Origin of the sequence: Sphingomonas sp. Root710 (genome assembly GCF_001429065.1) — a bacterium.
GTDB lineage: Bacteria > Pseudomonadota > Alphaproteobacteria > Sphingomonadales > Sphingomonadaceae > Rhizorhabdus.
Genome location: NZ_LMIB01000017.1, coordinates 132618 through 156691 on the forward strand (window position 1 = coordinate 132618; position 24074 = coordinate 156691).

Annotated in this window: 19 protein-coding genes; 12 read left to right on the top strand and 7 right to left on the bottom strand. The window is 66.2% G+C overall.

Translation table 11 applies throughout. From position 1 onward, the window contains the following. Positions 1-82 precede the first annotated feature (82 nt). The 3 genes from ASE00_RS20105 to ASE00_RS20115 all read right to left on the bottom strand — a co-directional run bounded on the left by ASE00_RS20105 (position 83) and on the right by ASE00_RS20115 (position 4558). The gene (locus ASE00_RS20105) at positions 83-910 is read right to left on the bottom strand and encodes an outer membrane protein (protein WP_056383510.1); all 828 of its coding nucleotides are present in this window, start codon (positions 908-910) and stop codon (positions 83-85) included. Between the two features lie 131 nt (positions 911-1041). Next, a complete protein-coding gene (trpE, locus tag ASE00_RS20110; RefSeq protein ID WP_056383511.1) occupies positions 1042-2556 on the bottom strand; it encodes an anthranilate synthase component I in 1515 nt (504 codons plus the stop codon). Positions 2557-2563: 7 nt separating this feature from the next. After that, a complete protein-coding gene (locus ASE00_RS20115) occupies positions 2564-4558 on the bottom strand; it encodes a peptidylprolyl isomerase (protein WP_056383512.1) in 1995 nt (664 codons plus the stop codon). A 76-nt stretch (positions 4559-4634) separates the two neighbouring features. On the opposite strand from ASE00_RS20115, the gene tpiA reads away from it, so the two are divergent. From tpiA to ASE00_RS20130, 3 genes are all read left to right on the top strand, one after another. Beyond that, positions 4635-5387: a triose-phosphate isomerase gene (tpiA, locus tag ASE00_RS20120; RefSeq protein ID WP_056383513.1), complete on the top strand. Its 753-nt coding sequence runs from the start codon at positions 4635-4637 to the stop codon at positions 5385-5387. A gap of 77 nt (positions 5388-5464) precedes the next feature. Next, positions 5465-5830: a preprotein translocase subunit SecG gene (gene secG, locus ASE00_RS20125; RefSeq protein ID WP_056383514.1), complete on the top strand. Its 366-nt coding sequence runs from the start codon at positions 5465-5467 to the stop codon at positions 5828-5830. Between the two features lie 139 nt (positions 5831-5969). Then, the gene (locus ASE00_RS20130) at positions 5970-7604 is read left to right on the top strand and encodes a CTP synthase (protein ID WP_056383515.1); all 1635 of its coding nucleotides are present in this window, start codon (positions 5970-5972) and stop codon (positions 7602-7604) included. A gap of 51 nt (positions 7605-7655) precedes the next feature. Here ASE00_RS20130 and ASE00_RS24275 read toward each other — a convergent pair whose 3' ends face one another. Further along, positions 7656-7784 carry a hypothetical protein gene (locus tag ASE00_RS24275; RefSeq protein ID WP_268801367.1) on the bottom strand — a complete coding sequence of 43 codons (129 nt, stop codon included), beginning with the start codon at positions 7782-7784 and terminating at the stop codon, positions 7656-7658. A 583-nt stretch (positions 7785-8367) separates the two neighbouring features. Here ASE00_RS24275 and proS point away from each other — a divergent pair. The 7 genes from proS (at position 8368) to dnaE (ending at position 17884) form a co-directional block, all read left to right on the top strand. Then, complete coding sequence (proS, locus tag ASE00_RS20140; protein ID WP_056383517.1) at positions 8368-9681, top strand: proline--tRNA ligase; 1314 nt, start codon at positions 8368-8370, stop codon at positions 9679-9681. Next, a complete protein-coding gene (locus ASE00_RS20145; protein WP_056383518.1) occupies positions 9678-10928 on the top strand; it encodes a lipoprotein-releasing ABC transporter permease subunit in 1251 nt (416 codons plus the stop codon). The genes proS and ASE00_RS20145 overlap by 4 nt, the downstream gene beginning before the upstream one ends. Next, positions 10921-11595 carry an ABC transporter ATP-binding protein gene (locus ASE00_RS20150; protein WP_056383519.1) on the top strand — a complete coding sequence of 225 codons (675 nt, stop codon included), beginning with the start codon at positions 10921-10923 and terminating at the stop codon, positions 11593-11595. The genes ASE00_RS20145 and ASE00_RS20150 overlap by 8 nt, the downstream gene beginning before the upstream one ends. Before the next feature lie 71 nt (positions 11596-11666). Further along, complete coding sequence (locus ASE00_RS20155; RefSeq protein WP_056383520.1) at positions 11667-13418, top strand: TadE/TadG family type IV pilus assembly protein; 1752 nt, start codon at positions 11667-11669, stop codon at positions 13416-13418. After that, positions 13415-13912: a TadE/TadG family type IV pilus assembly protein gene (locus ASE00_RS20160; protein WP_056383521.1), complete on the top strand. Its 498-nt coding sequence runs from the start codon at positions 13415-13417 to the stop codon at positions 13910-13912. Before ASE00_RS20155 ends, ASE00_RS20160 begins: the two co-directional genes overlap by 4 nt. Further along, positions 13909-14316, top strand: a complete 408-nt coding sequence (locus ASE00_RS20165) for a TadE/TadG family type IV pilus assembly protein (RefSeq protein ID WP_056383522.1) — start codon at positions 13909-13911, stop codon at positions 14314-14316. Before ASE00_RS20160 ends, ASE00_RS20165 begins: the two co-directional genes overlap by 4 nt. A gap of 97 nt (positions 14317-14413) precedes the next feature. After that, positions 14414-17884, top strand: coding sequence for a DNA polymerase III subunit alpha (dnaE, locus tag ASE00_RS20170; RefSeq protein WP_056383523.1), 3471 nt, complete (start codon positions 14414-14416; stop codon positions 17882-17884). 154 nt (positions 17885-18038) lie between these two features. Here dnaE and ASE00_RS20175 read toward each other — a convergent pair whose 3' ends face one another. Then, on the bottom strand, positions 18039-18698 hold the full coding sequence (locus ASE00_RS20175; protein ID WP_056383524.1) for a DUF4136 domain-containing protein: 660 nt from the start codon (positions 18696-18698) through the stop codon (positions 18039-18041). Positions 18699-18882: 184 nt separating this feature from the next. After that, positions 18883-19269, bottom strand: a complete 387-nt coding sequence (locus ASE00_RS24525; RefSeq protein ID WP_056383525.1) for a MarR family winged helix-turn-helix transcriptional regulator — start codon at positions 19267-19269, stop codon at positions 18883-18885. Between the two features lie 309 nt (positions 19270-19578). Between ASE00_RS24525 and ASE00_RS20185 the strand changes: the two genes are divergently transcribed. Continuing rightward, the gene (locus ASE00_RS20185) at positions 19579-20919 is read left to right on the top strand and encodes a hypothetical protein (protein WP_156405529.1); all 1341 of its coding nucleotides are present in this window, start codon (positions 19579-19581) and stop codon (positions 20917-20919) included. Positions 20920-20988: 69 nt separating this feature from the next. Further along, the gene (locus tag ASE00_RS20190) at positions 20989-22641 is read left to right on the top strand and encodes a ShlB/FhaC/HecB family hemolysin secretion/activation protein (protein WP_056383527.1); all 1653 of its coding nucleotides are present in this window, start codon (positions 20989-20991) and stop codon (positions 22639-22641) included. Here the strand turns inward: ASE00_RS20190 and ASE00_RS20195 are convergent. Then, positions 22638-23954 carry a dicarboxylate/amino acid:cation symporter gene (locus ASE00_RS20195; protein ID WP_056383528.1) on the bottom strand — a complete coding sequence of 439 codons (1317 nt, stop codon included), beginning with the start codon at positions 23952-23954 and terminating at the stop codon, positions 22638-22640. The genes ASE00_RS20190 and ASE00_RS20195 overlap by 4 nt on opposite strands. Between the last annotated feature and the right edge of the window lie 120 nt (positions 23955-24074).

The following is a 24074-nucleotide window of genomic DNA, read 5'->3' on the forward strand; positions in this document are numbered from 1 at the left end:
TTCGTGGGGGTGACCACCCTGAAAATGGAAAACGGGCCGGACGGGGAAACCCCATCCGGCCCGTTCCTCCTCTTGAAATCGATCAGAAGTGGTAGCTGACCGTCGCCAGCACCGAATGATAGGCGAACTTGCTGAAGCTGCGCTTCATGTCGGTGCCGGTGCCGCTGACGACGGTGAACGGACCGCCGACGGGGCCGCCGGTGACAGCGACGCGATAGTCGTTATTCTTCAGCGCCGTCATCAGATACATCGCGCCGATCGAGAAGGGGCCGACCTTCTGCTCGATGCCGCCGCCATAGTTCCAGCCCTTGGCGTTCTTGCTGCTGTCGTTCGACGTGAAGGTGTTGACGCCGTTGGTCGTGGTGAAGCTGTTCTTGATCTTGCCGATCGTATAGCCGCCGGTGCCGTAGACCAGCGTGCCGGTGCTCAGCGCATAGCCGGCGCGGCCGCGGATCGAGTAATTGTCCTTCAGCTTCGCCTTGAACGTGTAGGTCGCGGGCGTAGTGCTGTACGCCGTCACGCGGTCGTACAGATAGGCCTTACCATATTCGATCACGGCGCCGACGACGGGGCCGCTTTCCTCGCCGAACTGGAAGTCGTAACCGGCGTGAACCTTCCACAGGGTCGCGTCATTGTCCTTGGTGCAGCCCGTCGCGGGCGAGCGCGAGGTGGGCGAGCCGCCGCAGAAGCCCGGTGCGAAGTTCGGGAAGGCGTCGCCGAAGGTGCCGTCGCGATTGCGGTCGAAGCTGACCGTCTCGTCGCCGTCGCTGGGCTGCCAGCTGTAGCCCAGCTGGCCGCCGACATAGAAACCCGTCCAGTTGGACGAGGTGGTGGCCAGATCCTGGGCCGAAGCGGCGGATGCGCCAAGCGCCATGCCAAGCGCCGCTGTGCTCAAGAGGAGAAATCGCATATCAGGAATCCCTTATTCAATTGCCGTTACGGCACGACAGATACGCTGCCGGTACGAAAAGGTTTCCCGCTTCGACGCAAGAAGCTGGAAGTGATGCATTAATGTCACGCTTATCGGCGTGAGGCCTTGATTTATTGGCCGAAACCGGGCTCGCCCGCGCGGATCAAGGCTTCTTTCGCCGCCGCAATGAGTGCCCCCGCCTTGGCCTCGCATTCGCGCTGTTCATAGGCTGGGTCGCTATCGGCGACGATGCCCGCGCCGGCCTGGACGTGCATCATGCCGTCCTTCACCACCGCGGTGCGCAGGACGATGCAGCTGTCCATCGATCCATCGGGGGAGAAATAGCCGACGCCGCCCGCATAGGCGCCGCGCGTCTCGGGCTCCAGCTCGGCAATGATCTCGCAGGCGCGGACCTTGGGCGCCCCCGAAACGGTGCCCGCCGGGAATCCCGCGAACAGCGCGTCGAGCGCGTCCTTGGCCGGATCGAGCCGCCCGACCACATTCGACACGATATGCATCACATGGCTGTAATGCTCGACCGTATAGCTGTCGGTGACCTCGACCGTTCCCGCCACCGCGACCCGGCCGACATCGTTCCGGCCCAGGTCGAGCAGCATCAGATGTTCGGCGCGCTCCTTCGGATCGGCGAGCAGGCTGTCGCGGTTCGCGGCGTCCTCGATCGCGGTCTTGCCGCGCGGCCGGGTCCCCGCGATCGGGCGGATGGTCACCTCGCCGTCGCGCGCGCGGACCAGGATTTCGGGCGAGGAGCCGATCAGCGCGAAGCCGGGCAGGTCGAGGAAATAGAGGAAGGGCGAGGGATTGATCCGCCGCAGCGCCCGGTAGAGATCGATCGGCGGCAGCGGGAAGGGAACCGTGAACCGCTGTGCCAGCACGACCTGAAATATGTCGCCCGCGGCAATATAGTCCTTCGCCTTCAGCACCATCTCGGCATAGCGGCCGGGCGCGAGCTGCGGCGTCAGGCTCAGCGCCGCAGCATCGCTCAGGTCATGGCTGCGCGGCGGCAGCGGACCGCCCAGCATCGCGGCGTGCGCGTCGATCCGCTCGATCGCATCCGCCAGCTTCGCCTCGGGTGTACCGGGGGTCTCGGGCCACAGCGGCGCGACCATGAACAGCTGGTCGGCCAGCCGGTCGAAGATCAGGATCATCGTCGGCCGCGCGAACAGCATGTCGGGCAGATCAAGCGGATTGGCGGGCGGGCGTGGCAGCTTTTCGACCAGGCCGATCGTCTCGTAGGCGAAATAGCCCACCAGGCATGCGAGCGCGTTGGGCAATCCCTTGGGTACTGCCATCCGGCAGCTCGTGACCAGCTTGCGCATCGCGGTCAGCGCGTCGTCGGCGAGCGGCGCGAAGGCGTCGCGATCGGTGGCCCAGTCGCGGTTCACCTCGGCCTTGTCGCCCCGCGCGCGGAACATCAGGTCGGGGGCCAGGCCGAGCAGCGAATAGCGCCCGCGCACCGCCCCGCCCTCGACCGATTCGAGCAGATAGTCGCCGCGTCCCGGCCTGATCAGCTTGAGTGCGGCGGCGACCGGCGTTTCGGTGTCGGCGACCTGGGTGCGCCATACCAGTGCGGGTTCGCCGCGCGCGAGCGCATCCAGTGCCGCCTGATCGCGGTCATCGGCCGCCATGATCGTCTTATTGCCCGCCGGCGAACTGGCGCCGCACGGCGGCGATCGCGTCGGGATAGCGCTTGACCGACACGTCCTGCTGGACGGCGTGCAGGAATTGCTCGCCCAGCTCGGCGCTATAGGCCTGCGACAGCTCGCGGCGGATGCCTTCGGCCAGCCCGGGGGCCTTGCTGAGATCGCCCGGGGTGATCGTGTCGAGCACCGAGATGAAGATGACGTCGCCCTGCGGTCCCGGCACCATCTTGGCCTTGCCCTTGCGCAGTTCGAACAGCGCTTGCAGCGGTTGCGGGACCTGCTGGCCGTTCTGCTGCGCCTGCGTCAGGTCGATCGCGCGGGCGCGGGCGGGCTGGGGCGGGGGCAGCTTCAGCCCGGTGTCGGCCAGCGCCTTCGCCAGCGTCGCGCCGCGGTTGACCGCGGCGGTCACCTGCTGGCCCAGCGCCTTGGCGCGGGCGGCGGTGCGCTTCAGGACGATGTCGCGAATCACCGCCTCGCGCACCTGGGCGAGCGGCAGCGGCGTCGGCGGCACGATCTTCGCCACCGTCAGCAACGCATATTGCTGGTCCTTGGCGACCGCTTCGACCACGGGACGGTCGTCGGCCGACAGGTCGAAGCCCGCCTTGAGCAGCGGCGCGAGCTCGGGCGGGGCCTTCCATTCGGCGTGGTCGACGGCCTGACCCGTGCTCAGCACCGGCGGGGTTTCGACGATGGTCAACTTGTTCTTGGCAGCGACCTCGGCGAAGCTCGACCCATCGGCGATGGCGTCTTCGATCCGGCCGCTATAGTCGGAGAGCGCTTCCTGCGCCTTCTGCTGGGTCAGCAACGCGGTGATTTCCGGGCGGACCTGATCGAGCGAGCGGGCCGGGACCCCCGAAATCGCCTCCACGCGCACCACATACCAGCCGAAGGCGCCCTTTACCGGACCGGCGATGCCGCCCTGCGGCGCGGCGAAGACCTGCGCGGCGATCGCCTCGCTCGACGCGCCGGCATAATCGGCGCGGTTCTGGTTGCTCAGCGTCGCGGCTTCCAGCCCCGCCTTGGCAGCCGCCGCGGCGAGCGAGCCGCCGGCCTTGGCGGCGGCGGCGATGCTGCGCGCGGTCGCCTCGTTCGGCGTGATGACCTGGCTCAGCGTGCGGCTGTCCTTGGCAGCATAGGTCGCGGCATTCTCGCGATAATAGGTGGCGATGTCGGCCTCGGTCGGCGCGGCTTCCGCCGCGACCTGCGCCGCGCCGAACAGCGCATAGCGCAGCACGCGCGCCTCAGGCCGGGTATAGGCGGCGATATTGCCGTTATAAGCGGCGGCGATCTCGGCGTCGCTCGGCGGCCGGCCGTCCTGCACCGCGGCGAAGGGGATGATGCCGACCAGGCCGGTGCGCTGTTCGAGCAGGATCGTCGCATAGGGGCGGGCGATCAGCGCCGACGCCCGCGCATCGGCGACGGCGGGGGTTGCCACCTGCCGGCGGAGCAGGTCGATCGCGATGCCGGTACGGAGCTCCTTTTCGGATATGCCCGCCTGCGCCAGCGCGTTGCGCATCGTCGTCTCGTCGAACTGGCCGGTGACGCCGCGAAAGCCCGCGATCGCTGCTATGTCGGCGTCGATCAGCCGCTTGCTGATCACCATGCCCTGCTTCTTGCCCCAGCTTTCCAGCGCGCGGGCGCTGATCAGCGTATCGGTCACGCCTTCGAACCCGCCCCCGGCAATGAACGCCTTCTGGTCGAGGCCCGGCTGCTGGCGGCGGGCGTTGGTGAACTCGTTCTGGGCACGGCGCAGCAGTTCGCTGCTGCTGATCTTCGTGCCGCCCGCCTCTGCGACGGTGGCACCGCTCCCGCCGCCGCCCGTTCCCATGCCCGGGGTGTTCACGCCCGTCACGATGAAGGCGACCAGGATCAGGCCGAGCAGGCCAAGGACCACCCAGGAAGATAGTGCGCGGCGAAAGAAGGAGATCATCAGCGTTCCGTCTGAAGTCAGATAAGCGTTCGGGTTGCCATAGGGTTCAATGCCCATCGCCGCAATGGCCGGGCATTGCGATGATCGGCTTTGCACCCTAAGGCCCGGGCGAAATCACGAGCGAGGTAGGACGATGGCATTGCGCAAGCTGGTGGCGGGCAACTGGAAGATGAACGGATCGCTGGCGGCGCTGGCCGAACTCGACGCGATCGCCGCCGCCGCGAAAGCGCAGCCTTCGATTGATGTCGCGATCTGCCCGCCCTTCACCTTGATCGCGCCCGCCGTGGCGCGGACGCCCGATCTCGCGATCGGTGCGCAGGATTGCCATGGCGCGGCCAAGGGCGCGCACACCGGCTGCATCAGCGCGGCGATGCTGGCCGAAGCGGGCGCGAAGCTTGCCATCGTCGGCCATAGCGAGCGCCGCGCCGACCAGAAGGAAAGCGATGCCGAGGTTCAGGCGAAGGCCGCTGCGGCGATCGGCGCCGGGCTCATCGCCATTGTATGCGTCGGCGAAACCGAGGACGAACGCGATGCGGGCCGCGCGGTGGCGGTGGTCGAGGGCCAGCTCGACGGATCGGTGCCGCGCGACGGCACCGGTGGGACGCTGGTCGTCGCCTATGAACCGGTCTGGGCGATCGGCACCGGGCGAACCCCGTCAACCCGCGACGTCGCCGAGATGCATGCGGCAATCCGCGCGAAGCTGGCCGCGCTGCTCGGCGGCGAGGCCGCAAAGGTGCGCATCCTCTACGGCGGCTCGGTGAAGCCTGAAAATGCGCGGGAGCTGCTGTCGGTCGCCGATGTCGATGGCGCGCTGGTCGGCGGCGCCAGCCTCACCGCGGCCCAGTTCGTCCCGATCATCGAAGGCGGCGCGGCGGCTTCGAACTGAGCGCCTCGCCCCGCCAAGGTTGAACCTTCGGCGCCGATCGACTAGATGCGCCGCAACCCTGAGATTGAAAGCGCCGAATGTTCACCTTCCTGCTCGTCGTCCACATCATCATTGCGGCCGCGCTGGTCGCGGTCATCCTGATGCAGCGGTCGGAAGGCGGCGGACTGGCGTCGGGCGGCAATCCGTCGGGTCTGATGAGCGCGCGCGGCGCGGCAGATTTTCTGACGCGGCTGACCTCAATACTCGCGACCATCTTCGTGCTGCTCAGCATCGCGCTGGCGGCGCTCGCCTCGGTGGAACGCGCGCCGACCAAGATCGACACCTCGCTGGTCGGCAAGACCGCGAGCAGCACGCCCGAGCCGACGGCCCCGGCCAATGATCCGCTCGCCGCGGCGGCGGCGCAGGGCAGCGCTTCTCCCGCCAACGGCGCGACGCCGCAATAACCGCTTGATCATTGCGATGCCCAGCCGCCCGCGCGCCTCGCGGGGCGGAGAGGCTCGTTCGTTCGCCCGCAATTTTTCTCAAAAGATGGAGTACCCCACCTTGCCCTTCACCCGTCGGCGCGGCTAAACCCATTTTCCCATGGCGCGGTTCATTTTCATCACCGGCGGCGTGGTCTCCTCGCTTGGCAAGGGTCTGATGGCGGCAAGTCTTGCCGCCCTCCTCCAGGCGCGCGGCTACAAGGTTCGCATCCGTAAGTTCGATCCCTATCTGAACGTCGATCCGGGCACGATGTCGCCCTATCAGCATGGCGAGGTCTACGTCACCGACGACGGAGCGGAGACCGATCTCGACCTTGGCCATTATGAGCGCTTCACCGGCGTGCCCAGCCGCCAGTCGGACAATATCACCTCGGGCCGTATCTATCAGACGATCATCCAGAAGGAGCGGCGCGGCGACTATCTCGGCGCGACCGTCCAGGTGATTCCGCACGTCACCGACGCGATCAAGGAGTTCGCCCGCACCGACGTCGACGATCTCGACTTCGTGCTGTGCGAAATCGGCGGCACCGTCGGCGACATCGAATCGTTGCCGTTCATGGAAGCGATCCGCCAGCTGCGGAACGATCTCGGCCGCGGCAATTCGATCTTCGTCCACCTGACGCTGGTGCCCTATATAGCGGCGGCCGGCGAGCTGAAGACCAAGCCCACCCAGCACAGCGTGCGCGACCTGACTTCGCTCGGCATCCAGCCCGACGTGCTGGTCTGCCGCTGCGACCGCCCCTTGCCCGACAGCGATCGCGCCAAGATCGCGCTGTTCTGCAACGTCGCCAAGGAAGCCGTCATCCCCGCGCTCGACGCGAGCAGCATCTATGGCGTGCCGCTGCAATATCATGCCGAAGGGCTCGACGACGCGGTGCTCGCGGCGTTCGGCATCGAAGCGAAGGGCGAGCCCGAGCTCAGCCGCTGGACCGAGATCCTCGATCGGCTGGAAAATCCCGAGGGCGAGGTGACGATCGGTGTCGTCGGCAAATATGTCGGCCTCCTCGACGCCTATAAGTCGCTGCACGAGGCGCTGGTCCATGGCGGCATCGCCAACCGGGTGAAGGTCAACGTTCGCTGGATCGACGCCGAGCTGTTCGAGCAGGACGAGGACGGCATCGCCGCCCAGCTCGAACCGATGAACGCGATCCTGGTGCCCGGCGGCTTCGGCGAGCGCGGGTCGGAAGGCAAGATCGCCGCGGTGCGATTCGCGCGCGAACGCAAGGTGCCCTATTTCGGCATCTGCCTGGGCATGCAGATGGCATGCATCGAAGGCGCACGGAACACCGCCGGCATTGCCGCCGCCTCGACCACCGAATTCGGCCCGACCGACGAGCCCGTCGTCGGCCTGATCACCGAATGGATGAGCGAAACCGGCCTTCAGAAGCGCGAAGAGGGCGGGGACATGGGCGGCACGATGCGGCTCGGCGCGTATGACGCAGTTCTCTCGGGCAACAGCCATGCCGCCACTATCTATGGCGCGACCGCGATCCAGGAGCGGCACCGCCACCGCTATGAGGTCAACGCGCATTACAAGGCGCCGCTCGAGGCGGGCGGGCTGGTCTTCTCGGGCATGTCGCCCGATGGCGAGTTGCCCGAGGTGGTCGAGCGACCGGACCATCCCTGGTTCGTCGGCGTCCAGTTCCACCCCGAACTGAAGAGCAAACCATTCGATCCGCATCCACTGTTCAGCAGCTTCGTCGAAGCTGCGGTAAAGCAGAGCCGGCTGGTCTGATGCCCATTTGCTAGCCGTCATCCCGGCTTATGCGGGATGACGGCGTTGTTATTACCCCGGCAGCCCCGGCACAACGGGATCGCTCGGCGCGCCCGGATTGGGATCGGTCGGGCTCGGCACCGGGATGTCGACCGGCGTATCGGCGGGAATGTCCTCGGGGGGCGGGGGCTGGCTGGCCATGGTGATTCTCCTTCGGAGGGAGAACGCGGCGGTCACCAAGGCTATCCATCTCGCTGGCCCAATTTCGGCGATCGCCCACATGACTGGGACGAGCCGCGCGAAGCTGGATCGGAACATATCCGTCATGACGTTACGGCAGAAGGTTCGCATATGCTGAAACGGCAAGCGCCGGGATCGTTTCCGATCCCGGCGCCGCGTGACGATGGTTCGCCACCCCCCTTAGGGGCTCTACGCCACCACCCCTTTAATGGCGGCGGAACCCCTTATTTTCCCCGAACCATGGCCGTTTTTATAGTGCCTTTGTTTCGTGCAGCTTCTCTACATCCGCCCCCTGACCTTGTCATTGGCTTTCAAAGCCGGCGGACGCGAAAGACGGCGGGTGTGATGTATCGGCAACAGAGACAGACCGGTACGTAGCGCTATGGGTTGTGGTGCTGCGTCGCCGCATATCCATGACCTTGTTGCCAAACCGCTCCGCCTGCTGCCGATTCCGCGCCTTCGCATACGCGCAAAGCGCTTCCCCCTCCGGCGATCACGCACTAGACAGCCGGGCATATCCCTCTCGCGTCGAGTATGATCGTCCATGCGCCTGTCCCGTTATTTCCTGCCCGTGATGAAGGAATCGCCCGCCGATGCCCAGATCGTCAGCCACAAGCTGATGCTCCGGGCGGGCATGATCCGCCAGACCGCCGCCGGCATCTATGCCTGGCTGCCGATCGGCCATCGCGTGCTGCGCAAGATCGAACAGATCGTGCGCGAAGAGCAGGACCGGGCGGGGGCGATCGAACTGCTGATGCCGACGATCCAGTCCGCCGACCTGTGGCGCGAATCGGGCCGCTATGATGCCTATGGCCCGGAGATGCTGCGCATCACCGACCGGCACGACCGCGAGATGCTGTTCGGGCCGACCAACGAGGAGATGATCACCGCGATCTTCCGCGACAATGTCCGCAGCTACCGTGACCTGCCGCGCAACCTCTATCATATCCAGTGGAAGTTCCGCGACGAGGTCCGCCCCCGCTTCGGCGTGATGCGCGGCCGCGAGTTCCTCATGAAGGACGCCTATTCGTTCGACCTCGATGTCGAGGGCGCGCGGCACAGCTACAACCGCATGTTCGTCGCCTATCTGCGCACCTATAAGCGGATGGGGCTCGCCGCGATCCCGATGCAGGCCGACACTGGTCCGATCGGCGGCGATCTGAGCCATGAGTTCATCGTCCTGGCCCCCACCGGCGAAAGCGAGGTCTTCTATCACAGCAATTGGGAGCAGGTCCGCCCGCTCGACGTCGACGCCGACGACCGCGATGCGTTACAGAGCTTCGTCAGCGGCCTGACCGCCGACTATGCCGCGACCGACGAGAAGCGCGACTCCGCCCGCGAGGCCGAGACTGGTGACAAGCTCAAGCAGTCGCGCGGCATTGAGGTCGGCCACATCTTCTATTTCGGCACCAAATATTCTGCGGCGATGGGGATGACGGTGCAGGGCCCCGACGGCCAGCCGGTGACCCCGCAGATGGGCAGCTACGGCATCGGTGTGTCGCGCCTGATGGCGGCGATCATCGAAGCCAATCATGACGATGCCGGGATCATCTGGCCCGACGCGGTCGCGCCCTATGCGGTCGGACTGATCAACATGCGCGCCGACGACGCGCGCTGCGCGGCGGCCGCCGACGATCTCTATGCGAAGCTCCAGGCAGCGGGCGTCGAGACGCTCTACGACGATCGCGACGAACGCGGCGGCGCGAAGTTCGCGACCATGGACCTGATCGGCCTGCCCTGGCAGATCGTCATCGGCCCCAAGGGCCTCGACAAGGGTGTGGTCGAACTCAAGCGCCGCGCGACCGGCGAGAAGGTCGAACTGTCGGTCGAGGATGCCCTGGCGAAGGTGGCTGGGTGATCCTCAACCGCTACGAACGGATGATCGCGAAGCGCTACCTGCTGCCCGGCAGGGGAGAGGCGTTCATCTTTCTCGTCGCGTCGATCAGCCTGGTCGCGGTCGCGCTCGGCGTCGCGGCGCTGATCATCGTGATGAGCGTGATGAACGGTTTCCGCGCGGAGCTGTTCGACAAGATCGTCGGGCTCAACGGCCATGCCGTCGTCCAGGGCTATGATGGCAAGCTGCCCGATTGGCGGCGGATCGCTGCCGACGCGAAGAAGCTGCCTGGGGTCACCTCCGCTACGCCGCTGATCGAGCAGCCGCTGATGGCGGCCTATGACGGCCGGGTTGAAGGCGTGCTGGTGCGCGGCATGACGGTCGAGGATATCCGCCGCAACCCGGTGATGCAGGGCAAGGTGGTGCGTGGCTCGCTCGGCGCGCTCGCGCCGGGGACCGATCGGGTGGCGATCGGCGCGCGCCTCGCCGAACAGCTCGGCGCGGACCTCGGCAGCCAGATCAGCCTGATCAGCCCGCAGGGACAGAATACGCCGTTCGGCACCGTGCCGCGCATCGTCTCCTATCAGGTCGCCGCGATCTTCGAGGTCGGCGTCTATGATTATGACAAGGCGTTCGTGGTGATGCCGATGTCCGACGCGCAGAACCTGCTGATGCTGGGGGACGCCGTCGGCATGATCGAGATCCAGACGGTGAACGCCGACAAGGTCGACCAGATATTGAAGCCGCTCGGGCCCAAGCTGGTGCAACAGGGCGAGATCCGCGACTGGCGCGACCTCAACGCCTCGCTGTTCGAGGCGCTGGCGGTCGAGCGCGTTACCATGTTCGTGGTGCTGTCGCTGATCATTCTCGTCGCGGTGTTCAACATCCTGTCGTCGCTGATCATGCTCGTCCGCGCCAAGCGGCGCGACATTGCGATCCTGCGGACGATGGGTGCGTCGCGCGCGGCGCTGATGAAGATCTTCATGACGGTGGGCACGGTGATCGGCGTGCTTGGCACCGGCGCGGGCATCGCGCTTGGCGCGGTGTTCCTGTTCTACCGCCAGGCGGTGGTCAATTTCGTCCAGATCGTCACCGGCCAGAATCTCTGGGACCCGTCGATCCGCTTTTTGACCGAACTGCCGTCGAAGAGCGACCCGGTCGAGGTGAGCGCGATCATCCTCATGGCGCTGGGCTTCAGCTTCCTGTCGACGCTCTACCCGGCGTGGAAGGCGGCGAGCACCGATCCGGTCGAGGTGCTGCGCTATGAGTGACGCCGTCCTTGACGTCCGCGGCCTGAGCCGCACCTTCCACCAGGCCGATGTCGCGATCCACGTCCTGCGCCAGGTCGACCTCGCCATCCAGCCGGGCGAGATCGTCGCGCTGCTCGGCCCCTCGGGCTCGGGCAAGTCGACCCTGCTCCAGGCGGTGGGCCTGCTCGAAGGCGGCTTCGAGGGATCGATCCGCATCGCTGGCGAGGAGGCAGCTAAGGCCGATGCACAGGGCCGCACCCGCATCCGCCGCGACCGGCTCGGCTTCGTCTATCAATTCCACCATCTGCTGCCCGATTTCACCGCGACCGAGAATGTCGTGCTGCCGCAGCTGATCCACGGCGCGGAGACGGCAGCGGCGCGTGAGCGAGCGGAAAGCCTGCTTTCCACGCTCGGCCTGTCGCAGCGGTTGACGCATCGTCCATCGCAACTGTCGGGCGGCGAACAGCAGCGCGTCGCGGTCGCCCGCGCGCTCGCCAACCGGCCCGCCCTGGTGCTGGCCGACGAGCCGACCGGCAATCTCGACGAGGCCACCGCCGATATAGTCCTCGCCGAATTCCTACGGCTGGTCCGCCAGGAAGGCTCGGCGGCGCTGGTCGCGACCCATAATGAGCGGCTGGCGCAGCGAATGGACCGGGTGGTGCGGCTCCACGACGGGCATTTGAGCTGAAAGCCTGAAAATACGGGCGTTAACCGTCCCAGCTAAGACTTTTATTAAGCAATCCCGTTTAGACGGGCCCAATGATCCGGGCCTGGATTCATTCGATTGCGGCGGTCTCGCGCCGTCTGGCGGACAGCACACGCGGCGGCGTGGCGCTGATCGGCGCGCTGTCGCTGACGACGATCGTCGGCATGGGCGCCTTCGCGGTGGAAGCGACGCGCGGCTATGCCGCCGATACCCAGAACCAGCGCATCGCCGACATGGCCGCGCTGGCGGGTGCGCTCGCCTATAATGTCAACAGCAACACGACCGAGATGACCGCAACCGCCAAGGCGGTGGTCGTGGCGCAGGGCCTCGCCGCCAGCGCCGCCACCGTTCAGCTCGTCACCGACAGCGCGACCAGCAAGCAACTCGTCCAGGTCACCGTCACCACCTCGGTGCCGCTTGCGCTCGGCCGCGTCTTTACCTCGGCGCTGAGCTATGACGTGTCGGCGGTTGGCTCGGCGACGACGACCTCGACGACGACCAGCGCGCCGCCCTGCATCGCCGCGCTGTCGAGTACGCCGACCTATGGCATCACGTTGAGCGGCGGCGTCGCCATCAACTCGCCGGGCTGCGCGATCAACACCAATGCTGGCGTCACCGTCCCCTGGGGTACGACGATCTCCGCCAAGCAGGTCAACGCCGGTAAGACGGTCAACAATCCGGGCAGCGGGATCACCACCTCGCCGACCGCGAACAACATCGTCCAGAACAAGACCAGCGCCGCGAGCGACTGGATGGCCTCGGACAGCAATCTTCAGGCGCTGCTCTGCAAGGTCAACAAGCTCAGCGGCTACAGCGACCCCGATTATCCGGGTGGCAACACGGCCTGCACGACGGCGCTCGTCACGCCGGTGACGGCTACCGGCTTTTCGGACCTCACGCTCGATTATAGCCCCAGCGGTACGCTGGCGACCTATTTCAACAGCGGCGCCAAGACCTACACGATTCCGGCGGGCGCTTATAACAATATCAAGACGCTCACGATTTCCGGGGGCCTGACCGTCTATTTCCAGGGACCCGCCGATCGGGCGATCAACACGATCAGCATGGGCGGCACCGCGCTTCATTTCGGTAGCGGTAATGTCAGCATCGCGGGCAAGATCGACGTCAATGGCGGCGCGCTCGTCGATTTCGACGTAGGGGTGGGCAACACGATCACCTTCGGTAATGTCAGCGGCACGTCGATCAACGTCGGCGGCGGCGCAAAGGTCTGCTTCACCGTAAACTGCGTTGCGCCGACCGTGGCGGCGGGCACCTTCAGCGTCAGTGGCGACATCATCACCAGCGGCGGCAGCACCATCGTCTTTCCGAAGGCCGCGACGCACGTCATCAACGGCAATCTCAGCCTCAATGGCAGCTCGATCTTCGGATCGGGCAGCTACATCATCAAGGGCTATTTCTCGAACAACACCGGCGGCACGATGAGCGGCACCGACGTGACCTTCGCGCTGGGCGGCACCTTCACCCTGTCAGGCGGCACCTCGCTCGATCTGGCCGCGCCCAGTGCGTCGTCGAGCTACGGCATTCCCGGCGTGCTGGTCGCGACCAAGACGAGCTCGGCCACCGCGATAGGCGGCGGATCGGCCAATAAATATGCCGGACTATTCTACGCGCCCAAGTCGGACCTTACGCTGAGCGGCGGCGCGTCGATGTCCTCGAACGGCACCAACTGCCTGATGATGATCCTCAACACGCTCACCCTGTCAGGCGGCACCAATGTCGCCAGCGCCTGTTCGAGCCTGTCCGGATCGTCGAGCACCACCGCCAACGTGGCGCTGTTCAAATGATCCGCCGCCATCTCGCCCGTCTCGCCCGCGAACAGCGCGGTGTCGCGACGATCGAGTTCGCGTTGCTCTCGGTGCTGTTCTTCTTCGTGATGACCGCCGGGCTCGACATCGGCATGTGGTATCAGCAGCGGCTGCGCCTCGACAGCGCGGTGGAGCAGGGCGGCATGATCGCGTTCAATTCGCGCGCCAGCGTCGATCCGGTCGCCATCAAGACCTATGTCGAAGCAGCGGCGAAGCTTGCCGCCGCGCCGACGGTGACGATCACCTGCAACGGTGGAACCTGCGCTAACACGGGGCGCACCTGCGCCTGCATCAGCGGATCGGGGCCGACCTATACCACCGCCGCCTGCAACGCGACCTGTGCCGACGGCAGCCTTGCGGGCTATTATCTGAAGGTCAACGCGGTCGCGACGTCGAGCACGATGCTCGTCCCCGCGGCGATGCTGGGCGGCAATATGACCCAGACCCGCAACGCGCTGGTGCGGTTGCAATGATCGGCTTGTGGCGCGACCGGCGGGGTGTGACGGCGGTGGAGTTCGCGCTCGTCGCGCCCGCCTTCATGATGTTCATGTTCCTGATCATCGACGGCGCGCGCGCGGTGTGGACCTACCAGACCCTCCAGGAGGTCGCGAGCAACAGCGCGCGTTGCGCGGCGCTTGGCGTCACCGGCTGCAAGACCGCACAGGAGGTCAAGGACTATGCGGTCGCCCGCGCCGCCGCGACCGGGGTCAAGCTCACCACCGGCGCGGTGACGCTGACCACGGCCGCGACCTGTTCCTCGGTCTCCGGCATGACCAAGGTAGCGATCGCGAGCAGCTATCAGGGGGCGACGACCAAGCTGCTGCCAAGCAGCATAAGCACGCTCAACACGGAAAGCTGCTTCCCCACCGCGAGCTGACTAAAAACCCTCCCCGGCTTCGCCAGGGAGGATTTTAGATTGTGGATAAGCCCGAAACTTTTCTGGCGATTCGCACGGCGATCCCTAGATTGCCGCCATGGCCTACCATCCCTTCGTGCCGCTCAGGATCTTCTCCTCCTATACGATGCTGGAGGGCGCGATCGAGCCGAAGGCGATCTCGAAACAGGCCAGGAAGCTGGGTTTCCCCGCCGCGGCGCTGACCGATCGCAACGGCCTCTACGCCGCGATGGCCTTTTCCGACGCGGCCAAGAAGGACGGCGTTCAGCCGGTCATCGGCACCATGCTCGCGGTCAAGCGGCCCGGCCTCGAGCAGCAGCTGATCATAGACTGGCTCGCCCTCTATGCGCAGGATGCCAGGGGCTATGACAATCTCTGCGCGCTCGTCTCTGCCGCGCATCTCGAACGGCCGGTGCATGAGGATGCACATGTCCCGATGTCTGCGCTGGAAGGCCGCACCGACGGGCTGATCGCGCTGACCGGCGCGGGCGAGGGCGCGCTCGCGAAATTGCTCGCGGGTGAGCAGAAGGCCGCGGCCGACAGCTATGCCGACGCGCTCCAGGCGCTGTTCCCGAAGCGGCTCTATGTCGAACTGGCCCGGCGCGGCGACGCGATCGAGGAAGCTGCCGAGGACGCGCTGATCGATCTGGCCTATGCCCGCGATCTGCCGCTGGTGGCGACCAACCCCGCCTGCTTCGCCGAACCCGAATTCCACGCTGCGCATGACGCGATGCTGTGCATCGCCAGTTCCTCCTATATCGATACCGCGGACCGGCAGCGCTCGTCGCCCGATAGCTGGATCAAACCCGCGGCGGAAATGGCGCGGCTGTTCGAGGATTTGCCCGAGGCGCTGGCCAACACCCTGGTGGTGGCGCAGCGCTGCGCTTTCGCCGCACCCTATCGCAAGCCGATCCTGCCCAGCCTGGCCGGCGACCGCGATGCCGAGGCGGAGGCGCTGCGCCGCGATGCGCAGGCCGGGCTGGAGGCACGGCTCGCCAAGACGGGCATCACCGACGAAGAGACCCGCAAGGCCTATTTCGACCGGCTGGCCTTCGAGACCGACATCATCATCAAGATGGGATTTCCCGGCTACTTCCTGATCGTCGCCGACTTCATCAAATGGGCGAAGGAACAGGATATTCCGGTGGGGCCGGGGCGCGGTTCGGGCGCGGGCTCGGTGGTGGCCTGGTCGCTGACCATCACCGATCTCGATCCGCTCAAGCTCGGCCTGCTGTTTGAACGCTTCCTCAATCCCGAACGCGTGTCGATGCCCGACTTCGACATCGACTTCTGCGAAACCCGGCGTGGCGAGGTGATTCGCTACGTCCAGCAGAAATATGGCCGCGATCAGGTCGCCCAGATCATCACCTTCGGTAAGCTGAAAGCGCGCGCGGTGCTCAAGGACACGGGCCGCGTGCTACAGATGAGCTATGGCCAGGTCGACCGGCTCGCCAAGCTGATCCCCAATCATCCGACCGATCCCTGGACGCTCGAGCGCGCGATGAACGGGGTCGCCGAGCTCGCCAACGAATATAAGAATGACCGCGAGGTCCGCCGTCTGCTCGACCTTGCGATGAAGCTCGAAGGCCTTCCGCGCCACAGCTCGACCCATGCGGCGGGCGTGGTCATCGGCGACCGGCGGCTCGACGCGCTCGTCCCGCTCTATCGCGATCCGCGCTCCGACATGCCGGTGACCCAGTTCGACATGAAATATGTCGAGGGCGCGGGGCTGGTGAAGTTCGACTTTCTCGGCCTGAAGACTCTGTCCGTGCTGCAGAAGGCGGTACAGTTCCTCGCCAAACGCGGGATCACGGTCGATCTCGACGCGCTCGAATGGGACGATCCGGCGGTCTATGCGCTGCTCCAGAAGGGCGATACCGTCGGGGTGTTCCAGCTGGAATCGGAAGGCATGCGCCGCACCCTGGCCGCCGTCCGGCCCACGAATTTCGGCGACATCATCGCGCTCGTTTCGCTCTACCGGCCGGGCCCGATGGACAATATTCCGATGTTCGGCGACCGCAAGAACGGGCGCGCGACGATCGAATATCCGCACCCGTTGCTCGAAGGCATATTGGCCGAGACCTACGGCATCTTCGTCTATCAGGAACAGGTGATGCAGGCCGCGCAGATTCTCGCCGGCTATTCGCTGGGCGACGCCGACCTGCTGCGCCGTGCGATGGGCAAAAAGATCAAGGCAGAGATGGACGCGCAGCGCAGCCGCTTCGTCGAAGGCTGCGCGAAGAACGACATCCCCGCCGCCAAGGCCAATGAGCTGTTCGACTTGATCGACAAGTTCGCGGGCTATGGCTTCAACAAGAGCCACGCGGCCGCCTATGCGCTGGTCGCCTATCACACCGCCTGGATGAAGGCGCACCATAAGCCCGAATTCTACGCTGCGTCGATGTGCTACGACATGCACCAGACCGACAAGCTGGCGATCTTCATCGATGACATGCGGCGCATGGGCGTCGACTGCCTCGGCCCCTGCGTCAATCACAGCGAGGCCGAATTTTCGGTCGAGCAGGCGGGCGAGGGGCTGGCGGTCCGCTATGCGCTCGGGGCGCTGAAGGGCGTCGGCGAGAAGGCGATGGAGCAGCTGGTCGATGCCCGCAAGGCGAAAGGCCCGTTCACCAGCCTGGAGGATTTCGCCGACCGGATCGACCCGCGCCTGCTCAACCGCCGCCAGCTCGAAAGCCTTGCCGGCGGCGGCGCGTTCGACAGTATGGAAAGCGAGCGCGCGGGCGTGTTCGCGGCGGCGGAGATCATCCTGGCGCATGCATCGAGCGCCGCCGACCAGCGCGAGAGCGGGCAGGGCGGCCTGTTCGGCGACAGCCCCGGCGATGTCGCGCCGATCCGCATCGATCGCGGCGTCCACTGGACGCTCGCCGACCGGATGGCGGCGGAGAAGGAGAGCTTCGGCTTCTACTTCTCGTCGCATCCGACCGACCAGGTCCGCCACCTCGCCGACGCCCATGGCGCGCGCAGCTTTGCCGCGCTGTGCGCGCTGCCCGCGCCCGCCGACGGCGGGCGGGTCAATTCCGTGATGTCGGCGCTGGTCGAGGATGCGCGCTGGCGGACCTCGGCCAAGGGCAAGCGCTACATGATGGCGACATGCTCCGACGCGACCGGCCAGTTCATCGCGACCTGCTTCGACGAGATGGCCTCGGCCGAACTCGAGAATGCCGCCAAAGCCGGGACCTGCGCGCTGCTCCGCGTCGAGCTCGACTGGCGCGCGGGGGAGGAGACGCCGCGTGTCACGGTGCGCGGGCTGCAAAGCTATGATTCGATGCAGTCGATCCGGCTGCGCGTCGATGTAGAGACCGCCGACCCGGCGGCGATCCCAGCGCTGGCGGCACTAATGGCCGGCGAACGCGGCGGACGCGGCGAGATGTATCTTCAGGCGCTGCTGCCTGATCAGACGAGCGCGGAATTGCTTCTGGGGCGCGACTTCCGCCTCGATGCCGAACTGGTCGCGCGGATCGAAAGATTGCCGGGCCTGACCGCGCGGATCGGGACCGTCGGGCGCCCGCAATTGGCGGTGGTTTCCTAGAACTTCCCCTCCCGCGTGCGGGAGGGGTGTAGGGGTGGGGCGAGGGCAGCGAGCTTCCCAGCTTGTCGCGTAACACTCCGCCAAGGGGCATCGAGCCCCTTGTCTTCGTTGCCCACCCCTCGATCCCCTCCCGCACGCAGGAGGGGAAGGCGGATCACCGCTTCTTGTCGGGTGGCGCGATGGTGATCTTCACCTCCTCGCCCGACTGGCCCGGGAAGTTGGTGAACAGCGCCTCGACCAGATTCGGCACCAGCCGGGGCAGCGCATCGTCGAGCGAGCGCGCCTTGGCCTTGCCTTCGAACACATGTTTGCCGTCCGCGCTGCGCTCGATCACCAGCTCGGCATGGCTGGTATAGACGGTGTAGGTATCGATGTCGCGATACCAGGGATCATACCAGAAGGGGTCCCAGCCATAATAAAAGGCCGATCCATATCCCCAACGGCGGCCATAGGGACCGAAGCCGCCATAGCCCCACGGGCCGAAGGCCGGGCCCGGCGCGGGGCGCGAGACGGTCTTCTGGACGCCGCGGTCGACGCCATAGTCGAACTGGACGACCAGTTCGGGCTTCGCGCCGCCCTCGACCGGGCGATAGCCATAGGCGGCGAGCCGCTGGCTCACCAGTGCGGCATATTGCGCGAATTCGAGACCGCCCTGATTTCGTGGATCGCTCGCCTGGATGGCGAACGTCTGTCCTTCGGGAACCGGCAGCGCCTGGAAGCGCGATACATTGGCCTGGAAAGGTTGCGTACAGGCGGATACCGCGAGCAGCGCCAGCGGAGCGGCTGCGGCCAAGATCTTGCGAACTATCGGCATTATCAAAGCGCCTTATCTGACACCGAGGCCGAAACGCCGCCCCGGCTTTACCCTAGTTAAGCCACAGCTTATCGCAAGCGGCGGGTGAACATGGCTTGAACGTCCGGAACGTCGCGGAGTTGCCCGCGGCGCCTTCGATCAATATAACCTGCGATAAGACGGCGTCCCGGCGCCTTCGCCTTGGTCAGCGCGCGGCTATTTCGGCGTGAAGCTCGAAAAAGCGTGTCATCGCAGCAACTCCGGCAGGGGTCAGCTGGACCATTGTGCGGCGGCCGTCCGATTCGTCGCGATCCCGCCGGACCATCCCCGCCTGCTCCAGTTCGTCAACGCGGCGGAGAAGCGCGGTGTGGGACTCATCAAGGTGATTCCGGATCTGCTTGATGCAGAGGGGGTGACCCTCGAGCTGGCTGGCGAAGCACAGCAGCATGATGTCCCAGCAGGACTCACGAAACACCGCGGAAGGAAATATCCGGCGCTGGGCCAGGCGCACCGACATCGCGGATCGGGCGCGCTCAATCAGATCACCGCTTGTGCGACCACGCTGGTTCTCTCCAGTAACGACCGCCGCCATCAGCGTGCTGAAATGACGGTCAATGGAGTAACTACTACGGTTTTGACCCGGTCGAATAGTAACGCTCTCCTAAACGTGAAAATCAATACAGAGATGTAATATCGCGAGAGTTGATCGGTTCTCTCCAACAGATTGGTCTTAGAAACCCATATGACGGCCCGTGCAGGCCCCTAAAGTCCACTCCGCAAAGTTGCGTATAACCACTTTCAAATCCGGATTCGGACGGAAAGGAACGTGTGCCGATGGCGGTTCATTACTGCAACTAATCGGTGAGTGGAGGTTGCGATGTTGACGAACGGATTGAGAGCGATGTGTGGTGTCTTGGTCGCATCGGCTAGCATATTGTCGCTGTCCGCGTGCGACAGTTCCGGTGGCATGCGCCTGGCAGGCGTGGGGCAGCTGCCGTCTACCCCTGTGGACGGGGGCGCGAGCGGCGATGACGGCAGCGGCGGGGGTGGCGACGGATCGGGCGGCACCGGCACCGGCTCCGGCGGCACCGGAACGGGTTCGGGTAGCGGCGGCTCGGGCTCCGGCTCGGGTTCCGGCGGCTCAGGTTCGGGCAGTTCGACCGGAGGGACCGGCGGCGGTACCGGCAGCACGACGACGGGTCTGCTGGCCAGCCTGCCGGTTCCCGGCTTGGTCGGCCCCGGGGGCGTGGCCGACACCGGCCTGCTCGCCAACAGCGGCAATCCCTCAAATACCGGAGCTGTCGGCACCGTATTGGTGACGGCCGGGAATGCCGTGCTGGGCGTGAACGGTCAGACGCCGACGCTCGTGCAGGCGGTGGACAATGCCGTGCCCGGTTCGGTGCCGATCGCGGGCACGGTTTCGCAGGTGCTCCAGGCGACCGGACAGGCGCTGGTCGATACCGGAAGCGGCAAGACCTACCTGGTCGACGGTCTGACGGCAGCCGTCGGCGAGGCGGTGTCGCTCAACGTGCTGAACAAGGATGTCCTGCCCGGCAGCGGTACCCAGTTGGTCGGGACCAGTGTTCTGTCGAACACACAGAATATGGGTAGCCTCGCTACGGTCGGGGTCGACGCCGCCGGCAACATCGTCAAGGCTGTGGCGACCCCGCTGGGCACGGACAATGCCACCTTGGTGTCGGCGGTCGTCCCTGGCTCGACAGGGGGTGCGGCCGGAGGTTTGACGGGCGCCGCAGGCCAGATCGCCGGGGCGACGGTCGGGGCCACGCAGGTGCTGGGCACGGGCGGCACGACGCCCGCCATCGGGGTCAGCGTCCTGTCGCCGACACAGACCGCCGGAAGCGTGGCGACGGTCGGCGTCGGCAGCGGCGGCAATGTTGCGACGGTCGCGGTTGGCCCCGTCGCGGGAGCGAGCGCGGGCGGCAGCGTCACGGGTTCCGGCAATGTCCTGCCGAGCACGGGCGTTGCGACCAACGGCCTCGCCACTGTGACCGTCGGCAACACGACCGTGTTGAACGGCGGCAGCAGCCCGGCAGTCGGCGCCAGCCTACTCTCGCCGACCCAGGCCACGGGCACCGCGGTCACGGCAGGTGTGCTGTCGGCGGGCAATGTCGTCACGACGACGGTCGGCGGGCTGACGGCGCCACTCACCGGCTCGACAGGTGGTGGTGCCAGTACCTCGACCGGGGGCCTGGTGAGCGGCCTGCTCGGCAAGGGCAGCTGATCTCCCTCAGGGGGCGGAGCATGGCTCCGTCCCCGCTTTTTCTTGGGCGATCGAACAGGGGACATCATTATGACGCCTTGGACCAGGCCGGTCGCGGCCGGGCTGTCGCTGGCCGCGTCGATCGCGGCGGTTTCCATCTCTCCCGCATGGGGGCAATCGCCGCTAATCTTGGACCGCAACCGCGCCGATCGCGTCCAGCCGGTCACTCCGGCTGCACCGGATGCTGCGCAACAAAGCCCCGCCGCGCCCGCGCCGGTGATCGAGGAAAGCGCCGATCATACGGGCACGATCATCAGGGCGATCCGCTTCATCGGGACGAAGGCTCCCGAGCCCGCCGCCCGCGCCGCCGAGGCCTATGTCGGCAAGCCGGCGACCCGCGCGATCCTGCAGCATATCGCCGCGGCGGTCTCCGGCGGCTACGCCAAGGCGGACGTCGCGCTCTATTCGGTGCTGATCCCGAACCAGGATATTTCCGACGGCGTGCTCGACGTGCTGCTGATCGAGGGGCAGGTCGAACAGGTCGTCGTCACCGACAAGTCGACTGGCCGGGCGCGGAAACTGATCGCAGCAATTGCGCAGCATATGGTGGGTGAGACCCCGCTCAGGAAGGCGACATTGCAACGCTATGTCTCACTGATCCAGGACGTGCCGGGTACAAAGACCGACATCGACATCGTTCAGGGATCGGCGCGCGGATTGGTCCGTGTCGTCCTGACCGTCACCGACAAGCGCAACGAGTTCGCGACCGGCTTCGACAACCGCTCGGGGGCGACCTATCGCGGCGGCGAGTTCACCGCCCGGGCGACGCTGTTCCACCTGTTTCGGGGCGGCGACCAGACCGATGTCAACCTCGGCGCCTCGGCCAATTTCCGCAATTACCGCTATGCTTCATTCGCCCATTCGACCGCGATCGGTAGTGATCGCGGGCGGCTTGCGCTGTCACTCGGTTATCTGAAGACGCGCCCGCGCAATACCAGCATCACCGGCGACGCGAAAATCGCCGGGCTCACCTACAGTTATCCGCTGATCCGCGACTATAAGCGCAATCTTACCGCCTCCGCCGGGTTCGACGGGCTCAATAGCGACAATGCGGCCTTCGGACAGTTGATCTCCAGCGAACGCACCCGCGCGGCCCGTATCGCGCTGGGCTATGTCGAGGCGCAGCCGAAGCGGACGCTGGCGGGCGGGGTCACGATCAGCCGGGGCTTCGACGCGCTGGGCGCGCGGGTTACCGCGCCGCTGGCCGAAGCAAGATTCACCAAGGTCAACGCGCGGGCGAGCATCGATCAGGCGATCGGCAAGCGCATGGTCGCGCGGCTTCGGTTCAGCGGCCAGTATAGCGGCGACCGGTTGCCCGCCGCCGAGCGTTTCGCGGTGGGCGGGCAGGATTTCGGCCGCGCCTTCGAAGTGGCGGTGATCAGCGCCGATCGCGGCGCGGCGGCGCTCGCCGAACTCGCGGTCAAGCCGTTGATGGGGTCGAAAATCTTCGGCGACACCGAACTCTACGGTTTCGTCGACGGCGCCAAGGTTCGCATCCTCGATCGCGGGCCCTTCCCCGGCGGCACCTTCGATCTCGCCTCGGCGGGCGGCGGGGTGCGGCTAGCCTATACGACCAAGGCCGCACTGTTCCTCGAAGCGGCGAAACCGATCGACCGGCCCTATGCCGGCTATGACAAGGATTGGCGCTTTTCGGTGGGTTGGCGGCTGGCGCTGCGGTCCTAAACCTCCGCGAGCACGCCGTCGGCGACCGATTTCTCCAATATCCCCTCGCGTTTCGCGACGATCATCGGGACGAGGATCTGTCCCGCGACATTGGTCGCCGTGCGGCCCATGTCGAGGATCGGGTCGATCGCGAGCAACAGGCCCGCCCCTTCGAGCGGCAGGCCGAGCGTCGACAGGGTGAGGGTCAGCATCACCGTTGCGCCAGTCAGGCCCGCCGTCGCGGCGGAGCCGAGCACCGAGGTGACGATGATCAGCCCATAGTCGGTCAGGCCGAGCGGCAGGCCGTAGAATTGCGCGACGAAGATCGCCGAGACCGCCGGATAGATCGCCGCGCATCCGTCCATCTTGGTGGTCGATCCCAGCGGCACCGCGAAGGAGGCGTAGCTGCGCGGCACCCCGAGCAGTTCGGCCGACCGCTCGGTGACCGGTAGCGTGCCGACCGAGGAGCGCGACACGAAGCCGAGCTGGATCGCCGGCCAGGCCCCGGCAAAGAAGCGGCGCGGGCTGATCCCGTTGAGCAGCAGCAACGTCGGGTAGACGACGAACAGCACGAGCCCAAGGCCGATATAGATGGCGGCGGCGAACCAGCTGAGCCCCGCCAGCGCGTCCCAGCCATATTTGACGACGGCGGTGCCGATCAGACCGGCGCTGCCGATCGGGGTCAGCCGGATCACCCACCAGAGCAGCCGCCGCATCACCGCGAGCAAGCCGCGCACGAAGCCGATGAACGGCTCCGCCGCCGCGCCCGAGCGGAGCGCCGCCGCTCCGACCGCGATCGACAGGACGATGATCTGGAGCGCATTGAAACCGATCGAGGTGGTGACCGTGCCGTCATCGCCGGTCTTGCTGCTCGCATAGATGCCGAAGCCGTTGGCCGGGATCAGGCCCTTGAGGAAATCGAGCCAGGTCCCGACCGTCTTTGGCGCGGCGGCGGCTTCGTGTGCGACGCCCGCCGCTACGCCGGGCTGGATAGTCACGCCCAGCATGATCCCGATCAGCACTGCTATGAGCGCGGTCGCCGCGAACCACAGCAAGGTCTGCCCCACCAGCCGCGCCGCGTTGGTCAGGTCGCGCAGGTTGACGATCGAGGTGACGATCGCCGCGAAGATCAGCGGCGGCACCAGCGCCTTGAGCAGCTGGACGAAGATCGATCCGATCAGGTCGAGCGTCTGGGCCAGGCCATTGGGCGCGTCGCCGGCCGGCCCGATCGATCGGGCGAGCAGGCCCAGCACGAGCCCGATCGCCATGCCGGCGAGGACCTGCAGGCCGAAGTTGCTGATGAAACGGGATTGCGGTTCGGACGCTCGGGCCATCGCTGCCTCGCAGGAAGTTTGTCCCGAAGGTGGGACCGGTCCGCCCCCTCAACAAATGAGTTTAGCTTATAGGTCCGACAGAGACTCTATCGCGCTTTGCAATGGTTTTGCGGGCCGAGC